At 64.0% G+C, this 19,760-nt stretch carries 17 protein-coding genes; 3 read left to right on the forward strand and 14 right to left on the reverse strand.

Features of this window, described 5'->3' with window-relative positions; all coding sequences use genetic code 11:
* Positions 1–50: 50 nt before the first annotated feature.
* Positions 51–752: a GntR family transcriptional regulator gene (locus M9955_15100; GenBank protein MCO5082968.1), complete on the reverse strand. Its 702-nt coding sequence runs from the start codon at positions 750–752 to the stop codon at positions 51–53.
* Between the two features lie 238 nt (positions 753–990).
* Between M9955_15100 and M9955_15105 the strand changes: the two genes are divergently transcribed.
* Positions 991–1,383, forward strand: a complete 393-nt coding sequence (locus tag M9955_15105) for a tautomerase family protein (GenBank protein ID MCO5082969.1) — start codon at positions 991–993, stop codon at positions 1,381–1,383.
* 201 nt (positions 1,384–1,584) lie between these two features.
* Here the strand turns inward: M9955_15105 and M9955_15110 are convergent, their stop codons facing one another.
* Positions 1,585–3,006, reverse strand: a complete 1,422-nt coding sequence (locus M9955_15110) for an FAD-binding oxidoreductase (protein MCO5082970.1) — start codon at positions 3,004–3,006, stop codon at positions 1,585–1,587.
* Between the two features lie 261 nt (positions 3,007–3,267).
* Between M9955_15110 and dapA the strand changes: the two genes are divergently transcribed.
* Positions 3,268–4,170 (forward strand): 4-hydroxy-tetrahydrodipicolinate synthase, encoded by a 903-nt coding sequence (gene dapA / locus M9955_15115; protein ID MCO5082971.1) that lies wholly within the window; start codon positions 3,268–3,270, stop codon positions 4,168–4,170.
* A gap of 28 nt (positions 4,171–4,198) precedes the next feature.
* On the opposite strand, the gene M9955_15120 is transcribed toward dapA, so the two are convergent.
* The 8 genes from M9955_15120 to M9955_15155 all read right to left on the reverse strand — a co-directional run bounded on the left by M9955_15120 (position 4,199) and on the right by M9955_15155 (position 13,798).
* Positions 4,199–5,077 carry an SMP-30/gluconolactonase/LRE family protein gene (locus M9955_15120; GenBank protein MCO5082972.1) on the reverse strand — a complete coding sequence of 293 codons (879 nt, stop codon included), beginning with the start codon at positions 5,075–5,077 and terminating at the stop codon, positions 4,199–4,201.
* Between the two features lie 58 nt (positions 5,078–5,135).
* A complete protein-coding gene (locus tag M9955_15125) occupies positions 5,136–6,008 on the reverse strand; it encodes an SMP-30/gluconolactonase/LRE family protein (GenBank protein ID MCO5082973.1) in 873 nt (290 codons plus the stop codon).
* Between the two features lie 19 nt (positions 6,009–6,027).
* Entirely contained in the window at positions 6,028–6,990 is a 963-nt protein-coding gene (locus M9955_15130) for a 3-keto-5-aminohexanoate cleavage protein (protein MCO5082974.1), read from the reverse strand.
* Positions 6,987–7,934: a 3-hydroxyacyl-CoA dehydrogenase gene (locus tag M9955_15135; protein ID MCO5082975.1), complete on the reverse strand. Its 948-nt coding sequence runs from the start codon at positions 7,932–7,934 to the stop codon at positions 6,987–6,989. Before M9955_15135 ends, M9955_15130 begins: the two co-directional genes overlap by 4 nt.
* Before the next feature lie 72 nt (positions 7,935–8,006).
* Positions 8,007–8,813 carry an SDR family oxidoreductase gene (locus M9955_15140; GenBank protein MCO5082976.1) on the reverse strand — a complete coding sequence of 269 codons (807 nt, stop codon included), beginning with the start codon at positions 8,811–8,813 and terminating at the stop codon, positions 8,007–8,009.
* A gap of 281 nt (positions 8,814–9,094) precedes the next feature.
* The gene (locus M9955_15145) at positions 9,095–11,167 is read right to left on the reverse strand and encodes an ABC transporter permease (GenBank protein ID MCO5082977.1); all 2,073 of its coding nucleotides are present in this window, start codon (positions 11,165–11,167) and stop codon (positions 9,095–9,097) included.
* A complete protein-coding gene (locus M9955_15150) occupies positions 11,164–12,705 on the reverse strand; it encodes a sugar ABC transporter ATP-binding protein (protein ID MCO5082978.1) in 1,542 nt (513 codons plus the stop codon). The genes M9955_15145 and M9955_15150 overlap by 4 nt, the downstream gene beginning before the upstream one ends.
* A 76-nt stretch (positions 12,706–12,781) precedes the next feature.
* On the reverse strand, positions 12,782–13,798 hold the full coding sequence (locus tag M9955_15155) for a sugar ABC transporter substrate-binding protein (protein MCO5082979.1): 1,017 nt from the start codon (positions 13,796–13,798) through the stop codon (positions 12,782–12,784).
* A 311-nt stretch (positions 13,799–14,109) separates the two neighbouring features.
* On the opposite strand from M9955_15155, the gene M9955_15160 reads away from it, so the two are divergent.
* Positions 14,110–14,787, forward strand: coding sequence for a GntR family transcriptional regulator (locus M9955_15160; GenBank protein MCO5082980.1), 678 nt, complete (start codon positions 14,110–14,112; stop codon positions 14,785–14,787).
* 97 nt (positions 14,788–14,884) lie between these two features.
* Here M9955_15160 and M9955_15165 read toward each other — a convergent pair whose 3' ends face one another.
* From M9955_15165 to M9955_15180, 4 genes are all read right to left on the reverse strand, one after another.
* Positions 14,885–16,477, reverse strand: coding sequence for a GMC family oxidoreductase N-terminal domain-containing protein (locus M9955_15165; protein ID MCO5082981.1), 1,593 nt, complete (start codon positions 16,475–16,477; stop codon positions 14,885–14,887).
* 73 nt (positions 16,478–16,550) lie between these two features.
* Positions 16,551–17,699 (reverse strand): extracellular solute-binding protein, encoded by a 1,149-nt coding sequence (locus M9955_15170; GenBank protein ID MCO5082982.1) that lies wholly within the window; start codon positions 17,697–17,699, stop codon positions 16,551–16,553.
* Between the two features lie 145 nt (positions 17,700–17,844).
* Positions 17,845–18,960, reverse strand: coding sequence for an ABC transporter ATP-binding protein (locus tag M9955_15175; protein ID MCO5082983.1), 1,116 nt, complete (start codon positions 18,958–18,960; stop codon positions 17,845–17,847).
* A 10-nt stretch (positions 18,961–18,970) separates the two neighbouring features.
* Complete coding sequence (locus M9955_15180; protein MCO5082984.1) at positions 18,971–19,759, reverse strand: ABC transporter permease; 789 nt, start codon at positions 19,757–19,759, stop codon at positions 18,971–18,973.
* Between the last annotated feature and the right edge of the window lies 1 nt (position 19,760).

The following is a 19,760-nucleotide window of genomic DNA, read 5'->3' on the forward strand; positions in this document are numbered from 1 at the left end:
GACGACATGCAGGCTGTGGAAATCGTTGGCGCAGCGGCGAGAGGCTTGCGTCAAGCTCCGCCGGCGTTCGGATTGTCGGTGAATAACTGCCGGATCACCGTCCAGGAACGCTGAATCAGATCTTCCATCAGGATGCGCGCATGACGCGCATTCCGCTTTTCGATCGCGGCGATTATCTCGCGGTTGCCTTCGACCGAAGCGCTCATCATCTCCGGCGCATGGGAATAGGCAAGATAGCGATACCGCAGGGATTGCTTTCCGACACTGCCCAGCAGACGCTTCAGCGTCTTGTTGTTCGCCGCCGAATGGATGCGGCCCGAAAGCGCCAGGTTCGTGCGGAAGAACTCGCGCATGTCATTGGCATTCCGTGTCGTTTCAAGCGTCGCGAAGGTCGACTTGATCGCCTCAAGATCCCGCTCGGAATGGTTTTGCGCGGCCAGTTCTGTTGCCAGTCCTTCAAGGACGATACGGCAAGTGTAGACTTCTTCGAGATCTTCCAGCGCCAGCGGACTGACCCAGACTCCGCGTCGCGATTCCCGGATAGCCAACCCTTCCTGTTCAAGCGCGCGCAGGGCCTCGCGGACCGGCGATCGGCTGACATTGTAGCGCTGCACGATCTCCTCTTCCACGAGGCGCGTATTGGGCTGGAGGTCGCCGAAGATTATCTGGTCTTCGATGTGGCGAGCCAGGTCCTTGGCAATGATATCGGGAACCCGGAACTCGGTCCCCTCTCTCTTGTCTATATCGGCCATTTCGCTCCTTCACCGGGCGAGAAGCATACGCTTCGTGAAGTGTTCGGATACCAAGTACAAAGCGGCCCAGAAATTTGCGTTAGCACAGCCTGCTACATGTCACAACTCCCACGGCGCGAGCGAATATTTGCGGCGAAAGGTGCGCTACCATCGCAAAAAATCGCGCCTGCAAGCGCTTGAACCTCGATTTTTTTTGTGTATTGTATACGAAATCGATTGAAGCATAGAGGAGCAATTGATGCCCCAAGCAAAAGTTTTCGGGATTCGCGAGCATATCGACGGATGCCGCGACGCATTGTCGGATGCACTGAACGAAGCGATCTCCATCGGTCTGCAATTTCCGCGCGAGCGGCGGCTTCAGCGTTTCTTCCCGATGGCGCGCGAAGACTTCATCTATCCGCCGCATGAGCGGACGGAGCGCTACACGATCATAGAAATCAGCACGTTTCAGGGGCGGAGCGCGGAAGTGCTGAAGGGACTCGTGCGCGAAATCTACAAGCGCGTCCCCTCGGCGATCGGCATAGAGCCGCGGGATCTCGATGTGATCATCACGGAGCAGCCGCGGCACGCGTGGGGCCTCATGGGCGAACCGGGCGACGAGATCAAGCTCACCTACAAGGTCGAGATCTGAAAGCGCGGGACTTTCTCGCCCGTCGCAATTTTCGACCGTTATTCGCTGCGGGCGATTCTGTTTCTGACGGGGCGGCCGAGAGCCCGCCTCGTGGCGTGGAATTCCGGCTCCCTGCGGCGCTCTGCTAATCAGAATCCGCGTGTGCCGTGAGGCTGGTGCATGCGTGGTGGAGCCGCACGCAGCGTCTGTCGATCCGCCTCGTCAGGCCGGCGGCAACAGCTTGCCCGGGTTGAACAGCCCTTCCGGATCGAACAGATTCTTGACGGCGTGCAGAAGCTTGAGTTCGGTCCGCGACTTGTAACGGCCGACTTCCGGTATCAGTGTCTGCCCGACGCCATGCTCGGCGCTGAAGCTTCCGCCGTGATGGCGCACGGCGATGTCGTTGATGCTCTGTCGCACCTTGAAGGCATAGCCGGCCTTGTCCTCCATGCCTGACCAGATGTCGGCCGATACCATTACGATGTAGTGGACGTTTCCGTCGCCAAGATGCGAGACGATCACGGGCCGGGCCTCGGGGAAGTGCTGGCGAACCGCGGCATCGGCCTCGTCAACAAAAGCCGAAACCCTGCCCACGGGCACGGACGCATCCATGGTGATGCCCATCCCCTCCGAACGATTTGCGTGAGCAACGCCGTGGCGGACCTCCCAGAAAGCCGCAGCCTGGGCAAGGCTCGCGGCCTGCACGGCATCCTCGATCATCTCCGCAGCGAAACAGTCGGCGAGGAACTGCTCGAGATTCCTGGCTGCCGATCCGTCCGCCTGCATGGATGAGACTTCCAGCAACACGAAGAAGGGATGATCGGCGTCGATGATCCGGCGCGTATTGGCCACGTGCTTCAGCACCAGCCGCACCTGCTCGGCGTTCATGAGTTCGACGGCCGTGATCGCGGTGTCGAGTCGCGCACGTGCTCGCGAGGCGAGGCGGACGGCGTGTTCGGCGGATGCGACGGCCACCCAGGCGGCCGCTGTTTCCGCCGGACGGGGGAACAGCTTCAGCGCCGCCTTGGTCACTATGCCGAGCGTGCCCTCTGCGCCGATGAAGAGATGCTTCAGATCGTATCCCGAATTGTTTTTCCGAAGCGACCTCAGTCCGTCCCAGACATCTCCATCCGGCAACACGACTTCCAGCCCGAGAACCAGATCACGGCAATTGCCGTAGCGCACGACGGAGGTGCCGCCGGCATTGGTCGATATGTTGCCGCCGATCTGGCACGACCCCTCCGCGCCGAGGCGCAACGGAAACTGCCAGCCCGCGGCCTCCGCCGCCGCGTGGATTTCGGCCAGCACGCAGCCGGCCTCAACCACGATCGAGCCTTCGAGAGCGTCGATCGAAAGGATGCGGTTCATTCTTCGCGTCGAGACGACGACCGTGCTTCCGGTGGCGGGAATCGAGCCTCCGCTCAGGCCGGTATTGCCGCCCTGAGGCACGATCGCGTGTCCGTATCGGCTGCAGATCGATACGATCTCGCTGACGTCCTGCGTGGTTCGCGGCAGCACGACGCAGACAGCGTCGCCGCGATATCGACCGCGCCAGTCCTGCTCGTGAGGAGCCATGTCCTGCGCGTCGGTCAAGACCGCGTCGCGTCCGAGGCGGTCGACAAGAGCTTGAACGACAGCTGACATCTTTAACGGGACCCCGGTTGGCGATGCGTCATGCGTCTCTGCGATATCTGCAATGTGTTAGGGCAGACCCAAGCACGCACCGTATTTGTATACGATAGTCGGGCTTCAGCAAGCGACGATATGCGGGAACCACCGAGTTTCTTTAGGTTTTCGGGTCTATAGACCGTAAACGAGCGCCTCAATATCCCGTTTCTGTATATTGTATTTTCAAAAGTGCAGCCTAAAATGGATCAGGATACGAGAGCGAGATCAGGAGAACGCATGCCTTCCTACCTAAAATTCAGCGGTCTTCTGACCGCTCTGCCGACCCCGACCAAGGCTGACGGCTCGGTTGCGACGGACGTGCTGGCGCGTCTGGTTCGCATTCAGGTGGAAGCTGGCGCTGACGGCCTCGTGCCGATGGGCGGGACGGGCGAATATACTGCGCTTGCGCCGAAGGCCCGCGTTCAGGCCGTCGAGACGGCGATCGCCGCGGCAGGCGACGTACCGGTGGTGCCCGGCGTTCTCAGCCCGGGCTTCGGCGAGGCTGTCGAGACAGGATTGGAGTTCATGCGCCGGGGCGCCGCCGGTTTGATGGTGATTGCGCCTTTCTACGCGACACCCACGCAGCAAGGCATTCGAGAGTATTTCAAAGCCTATCGCGACAAGATCGACCTGCCCATCATCCTTTACGATATTCCCCGTTTCACCAACACCTATGTCGAAGCAGACACCATCGCGCAGATGGTCGAAGACGGCACGGTCAACGGCATCAAGGCCTGCAACACGGATTTCAACCATTTCATGCGCCTAGCGCATCTCGTCGGTGATCGCATGTCGCTCCTGAGCGGCGAGGATCGTCTGTGTCCGCTACACATGACGCTCGGCGCGACGGGCGGCGTGCTCGCATCGGCGACGCTGGTGCCTCAGCACTGGAAGAAGATCATAGCGCTGGTGACCGAAGGTCGTCTGCACGACGCGCTGGCGGAACAGAAGCGTCTCTGGCCGCTTTTCGACGCCATATATCGCGAAACCAATCCTGCGCCTCTGAAGCAGGCGCTCGCGCTTCTTGGCTATGACGCGGGCGAGCCGAGGCTGCCGCTCAGGCCGGCAACGCCTGAGACACGGAGCAGGATGGAAGAGGCGCTTTCCTATCTTCGCAACGAGAAGCTCCTGCATCTGTAGGAGCAGACTCGTCGGGCAAATCCGGAGGTCAGCCGGCGAAGCGCGGCTCAGGGACGCCCTTGATGCCCAGTCCATGGATGGCGAACAGCGCGCCGCGCAGCACCCCGTCGCCGGGGAAGCGCGGCAGCGGTGGCTTGGCCATGGAGGTGACGTAGAGGATGTCGAGGTTCGGGCCACCGAACATGACACTGGTCACTTTCTTCACCGGCATCTCTATGACGCGCTCGACCTTGCCGTCCGGCGTGTAGCGGATGACCTTGCCGTCATAGACCTGCGCGTTCCACAGGCAGCCCTCAGCATCCACGGTCGAGCCGTCGGCTGCGCCGCCGCGCGACGTATCGATCTTTGTGAAGGTGCGTCGGTTGGAAACGCTGCCCGTCTTCTGGTCGTAGTCGTAGGCCCAGATCTCGCCGGACCAGGAATCGGCGAAGTAGAAGATGCTCCCGTCGGGACTCCAGCAAGGACCGTTGGAGACGATGATGCCGTCGTCGAGCTTGTGGACGGACAGGTCGGGATCGACGCGGTAGAGTGCGCCGTTCGGGCCGCTTTCCTGCGTGTCCATCGAGCCGGCGACGAACCGGCCCTGCTTGTCGACCTTGCCGTCATTGATGCGGTTTGCATCCTTGCCCGGCTCCGGATCGTGGATCAGCTCGACGTCTCCGGTCTTGAAGTCGAGAAGGTGGAAGCCGCGCGCGAGACTGACGATCGCGCCGTTGCCGTCCTTGCGCAACGCCATGGAACCGATCTTCATCGGCACGTCCCATGATCGCACCTCGCGCCCGTCATGCGTGGCGCGGAAAACGCGACCGTCGAAACTGTCTATCCAGTAGAGGCGCTGCTGCTCGACATCCCAGAGCGGTCCCTCGCCAAGCGTGGTTTTGACGTCGATGACGACTTCGATCTTCATGTCTTTCCTCCGAAGTTGCGGATTGCGGCCGTCTGTCTGCCGACGTTCCGGAAACTGCTCATCCCCTGAAGCGCGGCTCCTCGATCCCGCGCACGCCTAGGCCGTGGATGGCGAACACGAAGCCGGCCTCGCGCTCGTGATGGTAGCGGTAGCCATGGGGACGCGCCATCGACGTGACGTAGGCGATGTCGAGGTCCGGGCCGCCGAAGATCAGGCTCGTGGTGGAGTTGACGGGCAGGCCGACGATACGGTCCACGACGCCGCGCGGATCGAAGCGGATCAGGCGGCCGGAATAGACCTCGCAACTCCACACGAAGCCTTCGGAATCGACCGTCGCGCCGTCGGGCAGGCCGCGTTGATCCGCGAAGGAGGTGAAGACGCGGCGCGAGCGAACGTCGCCGGTAGCCGTGTCGTAGTCATAAGCCCAGATGAGCTTCTTGCCGGTGTCGGCGAAATAGAAGGTCCTGCCGTCGGGACTCCAGCATGGGCCGTTCGAGCAGATGATGCCGGTGTCGAGCGTATGCACCGAAAGGTCCGGATCGAGGCGGAAGAGCTTGCCCACAGGCTCGCTTTCCTCGAAGTCCATCGAGCCGGCGACGAAGCGCCCCTGACGGTCGACCTTGCCGTCGTTCATGCGCGGCCGGAGTTCTCCCGGCTGCGTTTCGGCGATGCGCGCTGCCTGACCCGTGCCGAAGTCGAAGCTGTAGAAGCCGTCGCGGAGCGAAAGGATCGCGCCGCCGCGCTCGCGGAGCGCCATGGAGCCGATGGGCTCCGGCATGTCCCAGCTTCTGCGGTCGCCGCCGTCCGCATTGCAGGAGTGGATCTTCGGGCCGTAGGAATCGATCCAGTAGAGCCGCTGCTCGCGTACGTCCCACAGCGGGCCTTCGCCGAGTTGGTCGGGCCGGTCGCTCAACACCTCGATGCGCAGCATGGTCTTCTCCCGTGTGCCTTCAGAAGGCGACCTGATCGCCGCCCTTCAATTCGAGGATGGCGCGGGCGTCCTGCGGTGTGGCGACCTCGAGACCGAGTCCCTCTATGATCTTGCGGGCAAGCTGCACCTGCTCGGCGTTGGACCGGGCGAGCCTGCCCTTGCCGGCCCAGAGCGAGTCCTCGAGCCCGACACGGACGTTGCCGCCCATCGCGGCGGCCTGGGCGGCGATGCGCAACTGGGCGGCGCCCGCGCCGAGCACGGACCAGCGGAAGCTGTCGCCCAGCAGCCGGTCGGCCGTGCGCTTCATATGGATCACGTCCTCGGGATGGGTGCCGATGCCGCCGAGCAGGCCGAACACCGACTGGACGAAGAAGGGCGGCTTGACCAGACCACGATCGGCGAAATGCGCGAGATTGTAGAGATGAGCGATGTCGTAGCACTCGAACTCGAAGCGCGTTCCGTTGTCGTAGCAGGTGGCGAGAATGTACTCGATATCCTTGAACGAGTTGCGGAAGACGAGGTCGCGGGTCGCCTCGAGATGCGGCTTCTCCCAGTCGAACTTGAAGGTCTCGTACTTGTCGGCGAGATGGTAGAGGCCGAAATTGATCGAACCCATATTGAGCGAAGCGACTTCCGGCTTGAACTGCGCGGCGGGCCTCACGCGTTCCTCGACGCGCATGTAGGGACTGCCGCCGGTGGTGATGTTGATCGCGGCGGCCGTCGACTGCTTGATGCGCGGCAGGAAGCGGGCGAACGCCTCGGGCGTCTGGTCGGGCTTGCCGGTCTCGGGGTCGCGGGCATGGAGATGCAGGATCGCGGCCCCGGCCTCGGCCGCCGCTATCGCCTCCGCCGCGATCTGGTCCGGCGTGATCGGCAGATAGGGCGACATGGTCGGCGTGTGAATTGCGCCGGTGACCGCGCAGGTGATGATGACCTTGCCCTTCGCGGTCGAACCGCTCGACTTGCGGGTGGTCTCGCTCATTTTCCGAACTCCTCGTCAGATTTTTTCTTGTGCGCGGCGAGCGCCATCAGCCGGCGGTCCCGCCATACCTGCCGGTCCACCAGTTTCTCCCTGGGCACCGCCCGGCGCCGGTCCGCCTCGACCGTGTCCAATACCTCGCCGCCCCAGTCCACCCGGCGCAGCATCTGCGGAAAGATGTTGGAATAGATCGACTGGTAGCGGTCGACATAGTCGCGCACGCCGCCCGGCGCGTTGAGATCGATGGTCTCGAACGGACCCATGAAGGACCAGCGCAGAGCGAGGCCTTCGCGGATGCCGGCGTCCACGTCCTCAACGGTGGCATACCCGTCCGCGACGAGGCGGAATGCTTCCTCGAGCAGCGCGCCCTGCATGCGGTTCATGATGAAGCCGTCCAGCTCCCGCTTCATGACGAGCGGAGCATGGCCGGCCGAGATCAGGAATTCGCGGGTCCGTTCCACCGTCTCGGGCGACGTCCATGGCGCCGGCACGACTTCGGCGGCCGGAATGAGGTAGGGCGGGTTGATCGGGTGCACGACGATGCAGCGATGCCGGCCCGTCACGTGATCGGTGAAGGTGGACGGCAGCAACGCCGACGTGGAGCTTGCAATCACGGCATCGGCGGGCACAAGGCCATCGATGCGGGCGAAGATGTCGCGCTTGATATCCCGGTTCTCCGGCGTGTTCTCCTGTACGTAGACGACCCCATTGAGGGCTTGCGCGAGATCAGGTGTGGTCGAGATGCGCGCGAGCACGTCCTCGGGTTTCTGCCCGCGCAGCAGATCATTGTCGGCGAGGTCGCCGAGCACGCCCGCAATATAGTCGCGGGCACCTGCCGTCGCTTCGGGCAGGTGGTCCCACATGGCGACCTCATGGCCGGCACGCGCGAAACTGATCGCCCAGCCGCGTCCGATGAACCCGCTTCCGACGATGGCTACCTTGGGCATTGGAATGTGCTCCCGGAAAAGTCTGAGGCCCCTGGGCCTTTTCTTGATGACAAGATCGCCACCGCGCGTGCGCTACAGCGTCTCGACATTGCCGTCGACGCCGAGCGACTGGCCGGAAATGTTGTAGCCGGCATCGGAGAGGAGGAACGCGACCATCGACGCCACGTCATAGGGGCTGGTCATGCGCCGGAGCGAAATGTTCTGCAGATAGCGCTGTTTCATTTCGTCATGGCTGACGCCGATCTGTTTCGCGCGGGCGCCGATGACGCCTTCGATGCGCGGGCCTTCGATGATGCCGGGCAGGATGGCGTTGACGCGTATGCCGGACGGGCCGAGTTCCTTGGCGAGGCTCTGCGTGAAGCCAATCACGCCGAACTTCATTGCAGAATAGGGCGTGCGATAGGCGTAGCCGTGCCGGCCCGCCGCCGATGACATCGAAACGATCGAGCCTCCGCCGGCCTCCTTGAGCAGCGGCACGGCCCGTCTTGCGCAAAGGAACTGGCCGGTCAGGCCGACATCGAGGCAGCGCCGCCAATCGGCCGGCGAAATCTCCTCGACACCGCCTGTCGGCCCGGCGATGCCGGCATTGTTGATCAGCGCGTCGAGGCCTCCCAGCGTAGTCTTCGCCACATCGAAGAGCCGGTCGACGTCCTCCTCGATGGAGACGTCCGCCTTGATCGCCGCTTCGACCTTGAGCTTTCCGCTGGCGGCGGCGAGCGCCTCCTCGGAGATGTCGCAGATCACCAGCCTCGCTCCGAGCGCGGCAAGCGTGTCCGCAATGGAAAAGCCGATACCGGCCGCGCCCGCCGTGACGATGACGCGTTGGCCTTTCAGTCCGCCGAGGAAGTCTTCGGCCGAGATGGGTGCTCGTGAACTCATTGGAAACTCCTTAGAGCAATGTCCGATCAGATTGAAACATTCTGCCGGCGATGGTTTGAGACAAGGTCGAGGGCTTCGGCGAAGGTTCGCACTGGTGGTGCGGACGAGACGAAGGCCGAAGGATTTGCCTCAAACCAGCCCGGCCCTCCGGGTTTCCGTTTGGCGGGCGCCCACGGCGTCGGACGGCTTGCCCGATGCACCACATCGGGACCGCGCCGCCCTCCTGGTGGATCGCCTCGCCAAACGAGAAACAGAATGATTCAATCTGAACGAACATTGCTCTAGTGTATGCGTCGCTCGCGTAGCGCCATGACGGCGCCCAGCACGACAAGTCCATAGAGGATGGCGCGGGTTGCGTAGGGAAGCGTGGTGCCTGCGAGCAGCATCTGCAGCGCCGTGAGCAGCAGGACGCCGCCGAGCATGCCGAGATAGTGTCCGCGTCCGCCGGTGATGAGGGCGCCGCCGACCACCACAACTGCGATCGAGGGAAGCAGGTAGTCGTCGCCCATGCCGAGACTCGCCTGGCCCGAGAAGCCTGTGAGCATGACACCCACCAGTCCGGCGCAGAAGGCCGACAGCATGTAGACGAGGATCAGCGTCTTCTCGACGGCGATGCCGGAGAGCCGGGCCGCACGCATGCCGTTGCCGATGCCGTAGACGCGTCGTCCGAATGCCGTGCATCCGAGCAGCAGCACGGCCAGCCCCACGAAAGCGACGAGGAAGAAGACGACCGGCGTGATGCCGGCAATCCTGCCGGTCATGAACCAGCGCAGCAGGGGCGAGGAGAAGCCGGCCGGCGTTCCCTGCGAATAGAGCAGCGCGAAGCCCTGCAGGATGCCGTTCATGGCGAGCGTCATGACGATCGGGGAAATGCCGAGATAGACGATGCCGACGCCATTGAAGAAGCCGATCGCCAGCGCCATCAGGAGCACGAGCGGCAGGGCATAGGCGAGCGCGGCGTCGGAGCCGTTGACCGTGCCGGCAAGGATGATGCCGCAGATGCCGATCGTCCACGGCACGGAGAGGTCAAGCCCGCCGGTGAGGATCACCGTGCCCTGGCCGAGCGCAAGCACAGCGAGGAACGACGAGAGCACGAGCAGGGAATTCCAGTAGCCGGGATTGAAGATCGCCCGGCCGAGCCAGAACTGTGTCACGACGACGACCGCAACGAGGCAGATATAGGCCGGTATGGCATAGCGCAGCGTTTCGGCGTGGCGGATGTGGAACGGCGGGCGTTGCACCCCGCCGCGCTCGCGGATGGGTGACGCGATGCGCAGCCGGCGGTCCTGGCGGTCGAGTTGCGACGGCAGCATGCCGGCCCGCCAGGCGGAGAAGCGGGCGCGGGCTGCGCGCAACTGCGTGGCGAGGATGGAATCGCGTGACATCGAGCCGGCCAGTACGGCCAGCACGAGGATCACGCCCTCGGCGATGGTCGAATAGTAGGCCGAGACGTTGAGGACCAGGAGGATGTTGACGACCATCATCAGAATGTAGGCGCCGAAAACGGTTCCGACCGGCCCGCCCTGACCGCCGCCGAGGCGCGTTCCGCCGACCACGACGGCGGCGAACATCGACAGCAGCAGCGGATTGCCGACCAACGGATCGCCGCTGCCGGTCTGGGCGCTGATGAAGACGCCGGCGAGGCCGTAGCATCCACCGGCGATCACATAGACGAGGAAGCGGGTGAGAACGACGTTGACTCCGACGGCGGCCGCCGATTCCGGGTCGCTGCCGACCGCGTAGATGGCGGTGCCGAAGCGCGTTCCCTTGAGCCACAGCCAGAGCAGCAGCACGGCGATTATGACGACGATTGGCATCGGCAGCCAGCCGGGAATGGCGTCGCCGAGATAGAAGTTGCCGAGATCGGCGCCGACATAGCCGCCGGGCTTGTCCATGACGAGCAGCGTCACGCCCTGCAGGATGAACATGGTGGACAGCGTCACCACGATCGGCTGCATGCGCAGCACGGCGATGAAGAAGCCGTTGAAGGCACCGACGCCCATGCCGATCGCGATGCCCGCGAGGGTCCATGCGACGATGCTCGCCGTCGGCGCCGCCGGGTCCATGCTGGAGGCAAGCACCACATTGACCAGCGAGATGACCGCCCCTGCCGAAAGGTCGAAGCCGCCCGAAAGGATCACGATCGTCTGGCCGACGGCCGCGAGCGCCGACGTGGCGCCGCCGGACGACAGGAAGGAGACGTCGAAATAGGTGAGGGGACCCGCGCTCACCCAGTCGATCAGAAGAAACAGCAGCAGGAACACGGCGCCGGCGATCAGCGTCCCTCTGTTGCGCGAGAGGAAACGGCGCATTGCAACGCCGCCGCCCGCGGCCGGATAGGCGGAGACGCTCATGCCGCCACCTCGTCGCGCGCCGGACCATGGCCGAGTGCAGGCCGCATGATAGCCGGTTCGGTGATCTCGTCACCGGTCAGCTCGGCGGCGACCCGGCCGTCATAGAGGACCAGCACCCTGTCGCTCATGTGGACGAGCTCCGGGATTTCGGTCGAATGGAAGAGGATGGAGCCGCCGGCCGCCACATAGTTGCGCATCATCACATAGAGCTCGTGCTTGGTGCCGACGTCGATGCCGCGCGTGGGGTCGAAGAGCAGGAGGATGCGGCTTTGCGCGACCAGCCACTTGGCGATGGCGATCTTCTGCTGGTTGCCTCCGGAAAATGCGCCGGCGCGCGTCCACATGGCGCGCTCGTCGACCTCGACGGTTGCAAAAGCCTCGCCGACGGCCTGCCGTTCCGTCGCGCCGTCTATGAAGCCGCCGCGCGTGAAACGGGATACGACCGGGATCGATGCGTTCTGGCGTCCGGAGAGCTTCAGGAACAGTCCTTCCGCCTTGCGGTCCTCCGGCAGCAGCCCGATCGCCATATTGGGCCGCAGCGCGTCGGCCGGCGAACCCAGCCAGACCTCGCGGCCGTCGACCAGTATGCCGCCGCGCTCGATCTCGGTCATGCCGAAGCAGGCGAGAAAGACGTCCTGCTGGCCCATGCCCTGCAATCCCGCGATGCCGAGGATTTCGCCTTGCCTCAGGTCGAAGCTGACATTCTCCACCTTGCGCCCGACCTTCAGGTTGCGCACGCCGAGCACCGGAGCGCCGAAGGCGGTCGCCGATTCCGGCCGCGCCGGAAATGTCTGTTCGAGCGAGCGGCCGATGATCTTCTCGATCACCTCGCCGTCGGAAATCCCGTCGACCGCCCCGGTGACGATATGGCGGCCGTTGCGCAGGATGGTCAGCGTGTCGCAAAAGGCGCGGACCTCGCGCATGCGGTGGGTGATGAAGACCACCGTCGTGCCGCGCGCCTTCTCGCGCGCGATGATGTTGCCCAGCCAGTCGATGTCGCGACCCGCGAGCGTCGAGGTCGGCTCGTCCAGCAGCAGGATGCGCGGCTTGCGATAGACGGCGCGCGCGATCTCGATCTTCTGGCGCACGGAAAGCTCGAGATTGGAGATGATTGCATCGAGGTCGACGCTGAAGCCGAGATCGGCGATATGCGCCTCGACGCTGCGTCGCGCGTCACGCTTGCTGATCAGCCCCGTCGGTCCAATAGGCGCGTAAGGCAGAAGCATGTTGTCGAGGACGGTGAGATCCGGGACGAGCGTCATTTCCTGAAACGCGGTCTGGATGCCGAGCGCATGGGCGGCGCGAGGGCTGCCGAGGCTGGCCGGACGGCCGAAGATGGAAATGCTCCCGGCGCTCGGATGCACCAGACCCGACATCAGCTTGACCAGCGTCGACTTGCCGGCGCCGTTCTCGCCGAGCAGCGCGTGGACACTGCCGCCCGCGATCGAAAAGGTGACGTCGTCAAGGGCAACGGTCGGCCCGTAAGCCTTGCGGATGCCCTCGATCGCGACGGCTGGTGCCGAAGAGGTGACGCTCATTGTGGCAGGCGCTTTCGGTTTCGTGCGGAATGCGGCGCGCGGAAGGCTCCGCGCGCCGTGACGAAAGCCTGCTGGCTCAGTCTTCAGGCTGGCCGACGAGCGCCGCGTTCAGGCCGACCTCGGGAGTCTTCTCCGAGAAGATGGAGGCGAACCAGCCGGGGTTGCTGACCAGAGCCGGCTTGAAGGCGTTGCAGCCGGCCTTCATCTCGTCCCAGGTGCCTTCCTCGCAGAGCTTGATGGTTTCGTTGGTGACGACAGGCAGGGGCAGGACGGTCAGTTTCGACACTTCCTTGCCTTCGAGCGCCTCGACCGCGAGCTTGAGCGCCAGCGCGCCGGAATAGGGCGGCGAGGCGTAGGAGATGCGCGGCGCGCCCATCGGCGCATAGGGCGAGGCAGCGCCCTCGACGTCGGTTCCTTCGGGCAGCATCTGGATGCGTCCGCCATTCGAGCCTTCGCCGGCGCAGGGCAGGAGTTCGCTGGTCTTCTTGCCAGCTTCCAGCTGCATGGAGTTGGCGGTGAAGCAGCCGACTTGCATCCAGAGGCCGTCGATCTCGTCCCACGAGCGGGTGCCGAGGATCTTCGACAGTTCGGTGCGCGCCACCGCCTGGCTCCACATGCCGACCGCCTCTCCGACGATCTTGATGTCGGGATGCTTGGCGAATACCTCCTTGGCGGCCTTGGTGCGCTGGTCGTCGACGGACGTGCCGGGGACGCCCGTGATCGCCACGATGTCACCCTTGCCGCCGAGTTTCTCGACCAGCCACTCGGCGGTCACACGGCCGGCTTCCTCCTGATCGATATGCACATTGTAGGCACAGGGCTCCGTGATCTCGGCGTCGTAGGCGAACACCTTCACGCCCTTGTCGCACGCGCTCTTCACCACCTGATTGAGCGCGGTCGGCGAGATCGGATAGACGACGATGGCGTCGGCGCCGCCCTGAACCATCGCGTTGATCTGCTGGATCTGCCGCTGCGCGTTCGGTCCGGCGACCTGCACCTGAAGATCGACCTTGTCGGCGAAATCCTTATGCGCGGCCATCGCCTTGATCATGTTGGCGGCCTCGGCCTGCCAATCATTGCCGATGTAACTCATGCTCAGGAAAATCTTATGCTTTTCAGCCGCTTCTGCGATCGAGCCCATTCCGAGGCCGCAGGCAAAAACTCCGGCAAGCAAAGACAGCTTCCGAATCGTCTGCGTAAATTTCATGAGAGTCCTCCCAGACATCCTGTCGACGCATGACGACGGCGCCCACCACGGAGGCCGTCGCCACGCTCACGATTGAAACCTGCACACTTTTGATCAAAGATCAATAGAATTTCCCACGTCGCGTTGATTGACGGGAGGAATTCGACGCGTCATTTCCTGAGCGGGCACAGAGGGTTCGGAGCGAGGAGACAGGTTGCATGGCGGGGGGCGCATTCAAGGCTGAAGACCTCGCTGCTCTCGCGCTGTCGAAGGACACGCTGCAGGAGCGCGTCTACAATCACGTCCGTGAGCTCATACTCGACGGCAGCATCGTGCCGGGCCAGATGGTCACCGTGCAGAGCCTGGCGAACGTGTTCGGCGTTAGCGCGATGCCGGTGCGCGAGGCGTTGCGCCGCCTGTCCGCCGCAAACGCCCTGACTGTGGTTTCAGGAAGATCCATCGGCATTCCGCCGCTGACCCGGGACCGTCTCGTCGACCTCCGCAACGTCCGCTACGAGATAGAGCCGATCGCCGCGGCATGGGCGGCGGATCGCCGTGAACAGGAAGACATAGAAATCTGTTCGGCAGCGCTACAGCGCCTTCACGACGCCGAGCTTCGCGGTGACAGCAAAGGCTATGTGAAGGCCAACTACGCCTTTCACTTCGCGGTATATCGTGCCGCCCGCTCGAAGAACATTCTCGGCATCATCGAGAATCTGTGGCTTCAGATCAGCCCTTATTTCAACATGCTCCACGGCTCCGGCAACTACACGACGTCGAACGAATGGCACAGGAAGATGCTGGAGGCGTTGATCAAACGGGACAAGCAGGGCCTGACAACCGCTCTCAGGGCGGATATCGACGCCGCCTATGTCGCGCTGGACAAGATTCTCTGACGGATCGGTTGCGCGGAACGCGAGACGGGAATGGTGCCGCCCGAAGCGCCTCTCTTCGCGGCTGACCCTATATCAAGCGCCGCTTCTCTCGGTCGGGCTAGTCGTTGCGGCGCGAGCGGATGAAGTCGGCCGCCCGCTCGCCGACCATGATGGCCGGCGCGTTGGTGTTTCCGGACGGCAGCGACGGCATGATCGACGCGTCGGCGACGCGCAGGCCGGAAAGTCCGTGGACGCGAAGCTGGCTGTCGACGACGGCCATGTCGTCATTGCCGATGCGGCACGTCCCGATCGGATGTATCGCGCCTTGCGCTTCCTGGCGCACATAGTCGCGGTAGTCGTCCTTCGTCTTCAACGGCCGGCCGGGGAGGTGCTCCCGTCTTATCAGCGGCCGCAGCGCCGGCTGGGACATGATCTCCTGTCCGAACCGCACGCCCTCGGCCATCGTGTCGAGATCGTACTGCTCCGCAAGATAGTTGGGTACGATGCGCGGCGGCGCCGCAGGATCGGCCGAGCGAAGCTCCACATAGCCGCGCGAGCGCGGACGGGTCTGGCAGGCGTTCAGCGTGCAGCCGAAACCGCTCGGAACCGGCGTCACGCCTTCCTCGACGCCGGATCCCGCAAGAAATGCATACTGGATGTCGGGATTGGGATCGCCGCCGTTGGCGCGCCAGAATGCGCCCGCCTCGATGACGTTGGAGCAGACCGGTCCGCTGCGGAACAGCGCATATTGCACGCCGGCCCAGGCTTTCCAGCGAAGCGCCTTGTAACGATCATAGCCATGGGGACCTGCAAGCTCGTAGACGAGATAGACGTCCATGTGGTCCTGCAGATTCCGGCCGACGCCGGGCAGGTCGTGCACGACGGGGAAGCCGACCTTTCTCAGATGATCGGCAGGGCCGATGCCGGACAGCATCAGAAGGCGCGGCGAGTTGATGGCGCCAGCCGAGACGACGATTTCGCGCTCGGCCCGGACGGTGACAAGCTTGCCGTCGCGCAGGTATTCGACGCCTGCGGCACGTCCGTTCTCGACCAGAATGCGCACGACGCGGCAGCCGGTCATGACCGTCAGGTTCTTCCGCCGTCTGGCGGGCTTCAGATAGCAGACGGCGGCGCTCGAGCGCCTGCCGTCGCGGAGCGTCATCTGGTAGTAGCCGCAGCCGGACTGGTCGCCGGCGTTGAAATCGGTGACGTAGGGGAGGCCGGCTTCCTGCGCGGCCTTCAGCCATGTCTTCGTCAGCGGGCTGATATGTTCGGGGCTGGAAACGCGCAGCGGTCCGCCGGTCCCATGCGCCTCGCCAGACAGAGTGTCATTGTCCTCGGCGCGCTTGAAGAATGGCAGCACGTCCCGGTAGGCCCAACCCTCCGCGCCGGCCTCGGCCCAGCCGTCGTAGTCGGCCGGGATGCCGCGAACATAGAGCATGGCGTTGACGGAGCTGCCGCCGCCGAGCACGCGCGCCTGCACCATGACCGGCGGCTTCGGCTTGGGGATGCCGGGCGTCGGCTCCTGCTCGAAGCGTTGCAGGAGATTTCCCGTCGCGGTCTTGTAGACCATCACCGGCAGGTGGATCGCGATGCTGCTGTCGCGCGGGCCTTCCTCGAGAAGGAGCACGGAAACGCCGGAATCTTCCGACAGGCGCGAGGCGACGACACAACCGGCGGACCCACCGCCTATGATGATGTAATCCGGCATGGTGGCACCTTCGCAAGAGGACGGCAGCAGCCGGAGGATGTGCTGCCGCCGCCAGGGTCAGGGTTGTTCAGCCTCAGCCGGCCTTGAACTCGTTCCAGGCCGCGACCCAGTCCGCATAGGTCGCGAACTCCGTCGATTCGAGCGGCGGGATGCCGAGCAGCGGAGCCGCCTTGAAGATGCCTTCCACGTCCGCATAGTTGAACAGCGCCTTGGTCTCGGCCGGGAGGAGATCAACCGCCTTGGAAGAGACGACACCGGCCGCGTTGCGGGTGATGACGGCGGCTTGAACCTCGGGCGAGATCGCCATGTTCATGAACTCGTAGGCGGTGTCCTCGTTGTCGACGCCGTTTGGCATGAACCACGCATCGCTCCACGTCGCCGCGCCTTCCTTCGGGATGGTGTAGATCGTCTCGACGCCTTGCTTGGCCGTCTCGGTCGGGATGCCCGTCCAGCCGGCAAAGCAGGCGGCTACCTCGCCCGACACCATCAGCGACACCACGTCGCCATAGGTAAGGCTGATGAGCCGGGCCTGGTCGCGGTAGAGCTTCAGATGCTCGAAGGTCTGCGCCATCTCTTCCTTGGTGAGATTCGGGAAGGTGTTGAAGCCGGCGAGCGTGGCGGCGACCGGCCAGGTGACCAGCGTGTCGTCGACGAGCACGATCTTCCCCTTGAGCTCGGGCTTGAGCAGGTCGGTATAGGAGGTCGGCTTCTCCATCATCTTCGGATTGTAGACGATGGTGTTCAGGCCCCAGGCATACGGAACGCCGTGCAACTGACCGTTGCGGAACCAGGTCGGCTTGTCGAAGAACACGTCGAACAGGTTGTCCTTGTTGTAGTTCGGCAGCTTGGCCAGATCGAGCGGCTTGGTGATCTTGAGCACGTCGATATAGAGATCCGCGTAGCCCTGATTGTATTCGGCCGCGTCGAACGGCGGCGGGCTCGGCGTGTTGAACTTGGTGGTCACGTCGTCCTGGTTGCCCATGGCGCTGACCTCGATGTTGACGCCGTTCTTCTCGCGCCACTCCTTCAGTTCGTCGACGAGTTCCCAGCCCTCCCAGGCCATGATCTGTATGTCGCCGCCGACCGCAGCGCGGGCGGTGTTCGGGAGGAAGGGCGCTGAAAACACCCCGGCTGCGGCAGCCGCCGTGGAGCCGGCCAGGAAGGAGCGGCGACTCATCGTCATCGCATTGAGGATTTCGTCGGTGGACCAGATCTTTTTCATGGCAGAGTTCCCTTTATGAGTTTGCCCCGTCTTGCATCGGTGATTTTCGACGGGAGGGCTGTGGTTACAATTTCGCATCGTATGAATTGACGGCGCGGGCGGATGTTAGGTGTGCGTCACCTTGCGAAGGGTGCGCTTCGGTGCGTCAGGCGGAGGGCAGGACGACGACATTGTCGGCCTCCCAGAAAAGCTGCGTTTCCTCTCCGGTGTGGGGCAGCGCGGCGCGTGCGTTGCGCTGGACCTGAATCCGGGCCTTCGCGCCATCCGCCATGGTGAGGCTGTAGAAGGAACGGCTGCCGATGAAGACGACATCGTCCACCCGCGCCCTCGCGGATTGCGAAGGGGCGTCACTGCTCTCATGGAAGGAGAAGGACTCCGGGCGGATGGAAACGACGACCTTGTCGCCTTGCCGGTTGGCGACGCGCTCGCTGCTGGCGAAGCGCTGGCCCGACGACGTGACGACCACGGTTCCGGCGGCGCCGGTCTCGCCGACGACCCCTTCAAACAGGTTGGTTTCACCGAGGAATTTCGCGGCGAACAGTGTGCGCGGCTTCGCGTACATGTCTTCCGGCCGGTCAATCTGGACGATGTGGCCCTTTTCCATCAGCACCACGCGATCCGACAGGATCATGGCTTCGTCCTGATCGTGCGTGACGTAGACGAAGGTCGCGCCCGTCTCCACATGGATGCGCTTCATCTCCGAGAGCATGTGCTGGCGGATTTTGAGATCGAGTGCGGCCAGCGGCTCGTCCAGCAGAAGGACCTTCGGCTCGTTCACCAGCGCGCGCGCCAGCGCCACGCGCTGGCTTTGCCCGCCCGACAATTCGTCGATGTAGCGATTGGCGAAGCTGTCGAGCTGGACGATGTGCAGCATCCGGTTGACGCGCTGCTTGATCTCGTCGCGCCTCATGCCCTTCACCTTGAGGCCGAAGGCGACATTCTCGAAGACGTCGAGATGCGGAAACAGGGCGTAGCGCTGGAACACCATATTGACCGGGCGCTTTTCCGGCGGCAGGCCGGCGACGTCGGCGCCGTCGATGCGCACCGTGCCGGCGGTCAGCGTCTCGAAGCCGGCGATGAGCCGCATCAGGGTCGTCTTGCCGCACCCGGAAGGCCCGAGCAGCGTCACGATCTCGCCTTCCCGGATCGACAGGTCGATATCGTTCAGCGCGGTGAAGGTGCCGAAAGTCTTCCGGCCGCCGCTTATCTCGATGATGGGCTTGCCCGAAGCGGTCTGGCCGTGGGTCGTGTGTGTGTCCATGGGGCGGCTCCTAGGATGGCGTGCGGTTCGCGACCGCAGAGCGGCGGCGGGCCTGACCGACGATCCAGGCACCGATCAGGATCGCGACGGAGAAGAAGAGGGCGAGCGTCGAGATGGCGTTCACCAGCGGTGTCACCGTGCGGCGCATCATCGACCAGATGTACATCGGCAATGTCGTTTCGGTGCCAGCCACGAAGGACGTCACGACGAATTCGTCGAAGGAAACGGTGAAGGCGAGGATCGCGGACGCGATCAGCGTCGGCATGATCAGCGGCAGGGTCACCCGCCGGAACGTCTGCAACTGCGAGGCGCCGAGATCGCGCGCGGCTTCCTCGAGCGATGGGTCGAATAGCGCGAGGCGCGCGCGCATCGCCACCACGAGGATCGGAATGGCCAGAACGACATGCGCGATGACGATCGTCACGGTGGAAAGCTGGACGCCTGCCTGCGCAAAGAGCGTGAGCAGCGATACGCCGACGAAGAGACCGGGGAGGGCGATTGGCGTCAGGCAGACGGCCTCGATGATGCCGCGCCCGAGCGATTCCAGCCGCAGCCAGGCGAGCGCCACCGCCGCGCCGAGCAGCAGCGTCGCGATCGCGGTGAACAAGGCGATCCATACGCTCTTCAGAACGGCCGCCCCGAGCTGTGCGTTGGAGAAGATCTCCGCGTACCAGCGCAGGCTGAAGCCGGCGAAGGGGAAGGTGAGGGACGTCGACGCGTGGAAGCTGAACAGCACGATGATCACGAGCGGCATGACGAGGAAGGCAAGGATCATCCAGACGGCGATGCGCAACAGCATG

The sequence above is a fragment of the Rhizobiaceae bacterium genome, assembly GCA_023953845.1.
GTDB lineage: Bacteria > Pseudomonadota > Alphaproteobacteria > Rhizobiales > Rhizobiaceae > Arvimicrobium.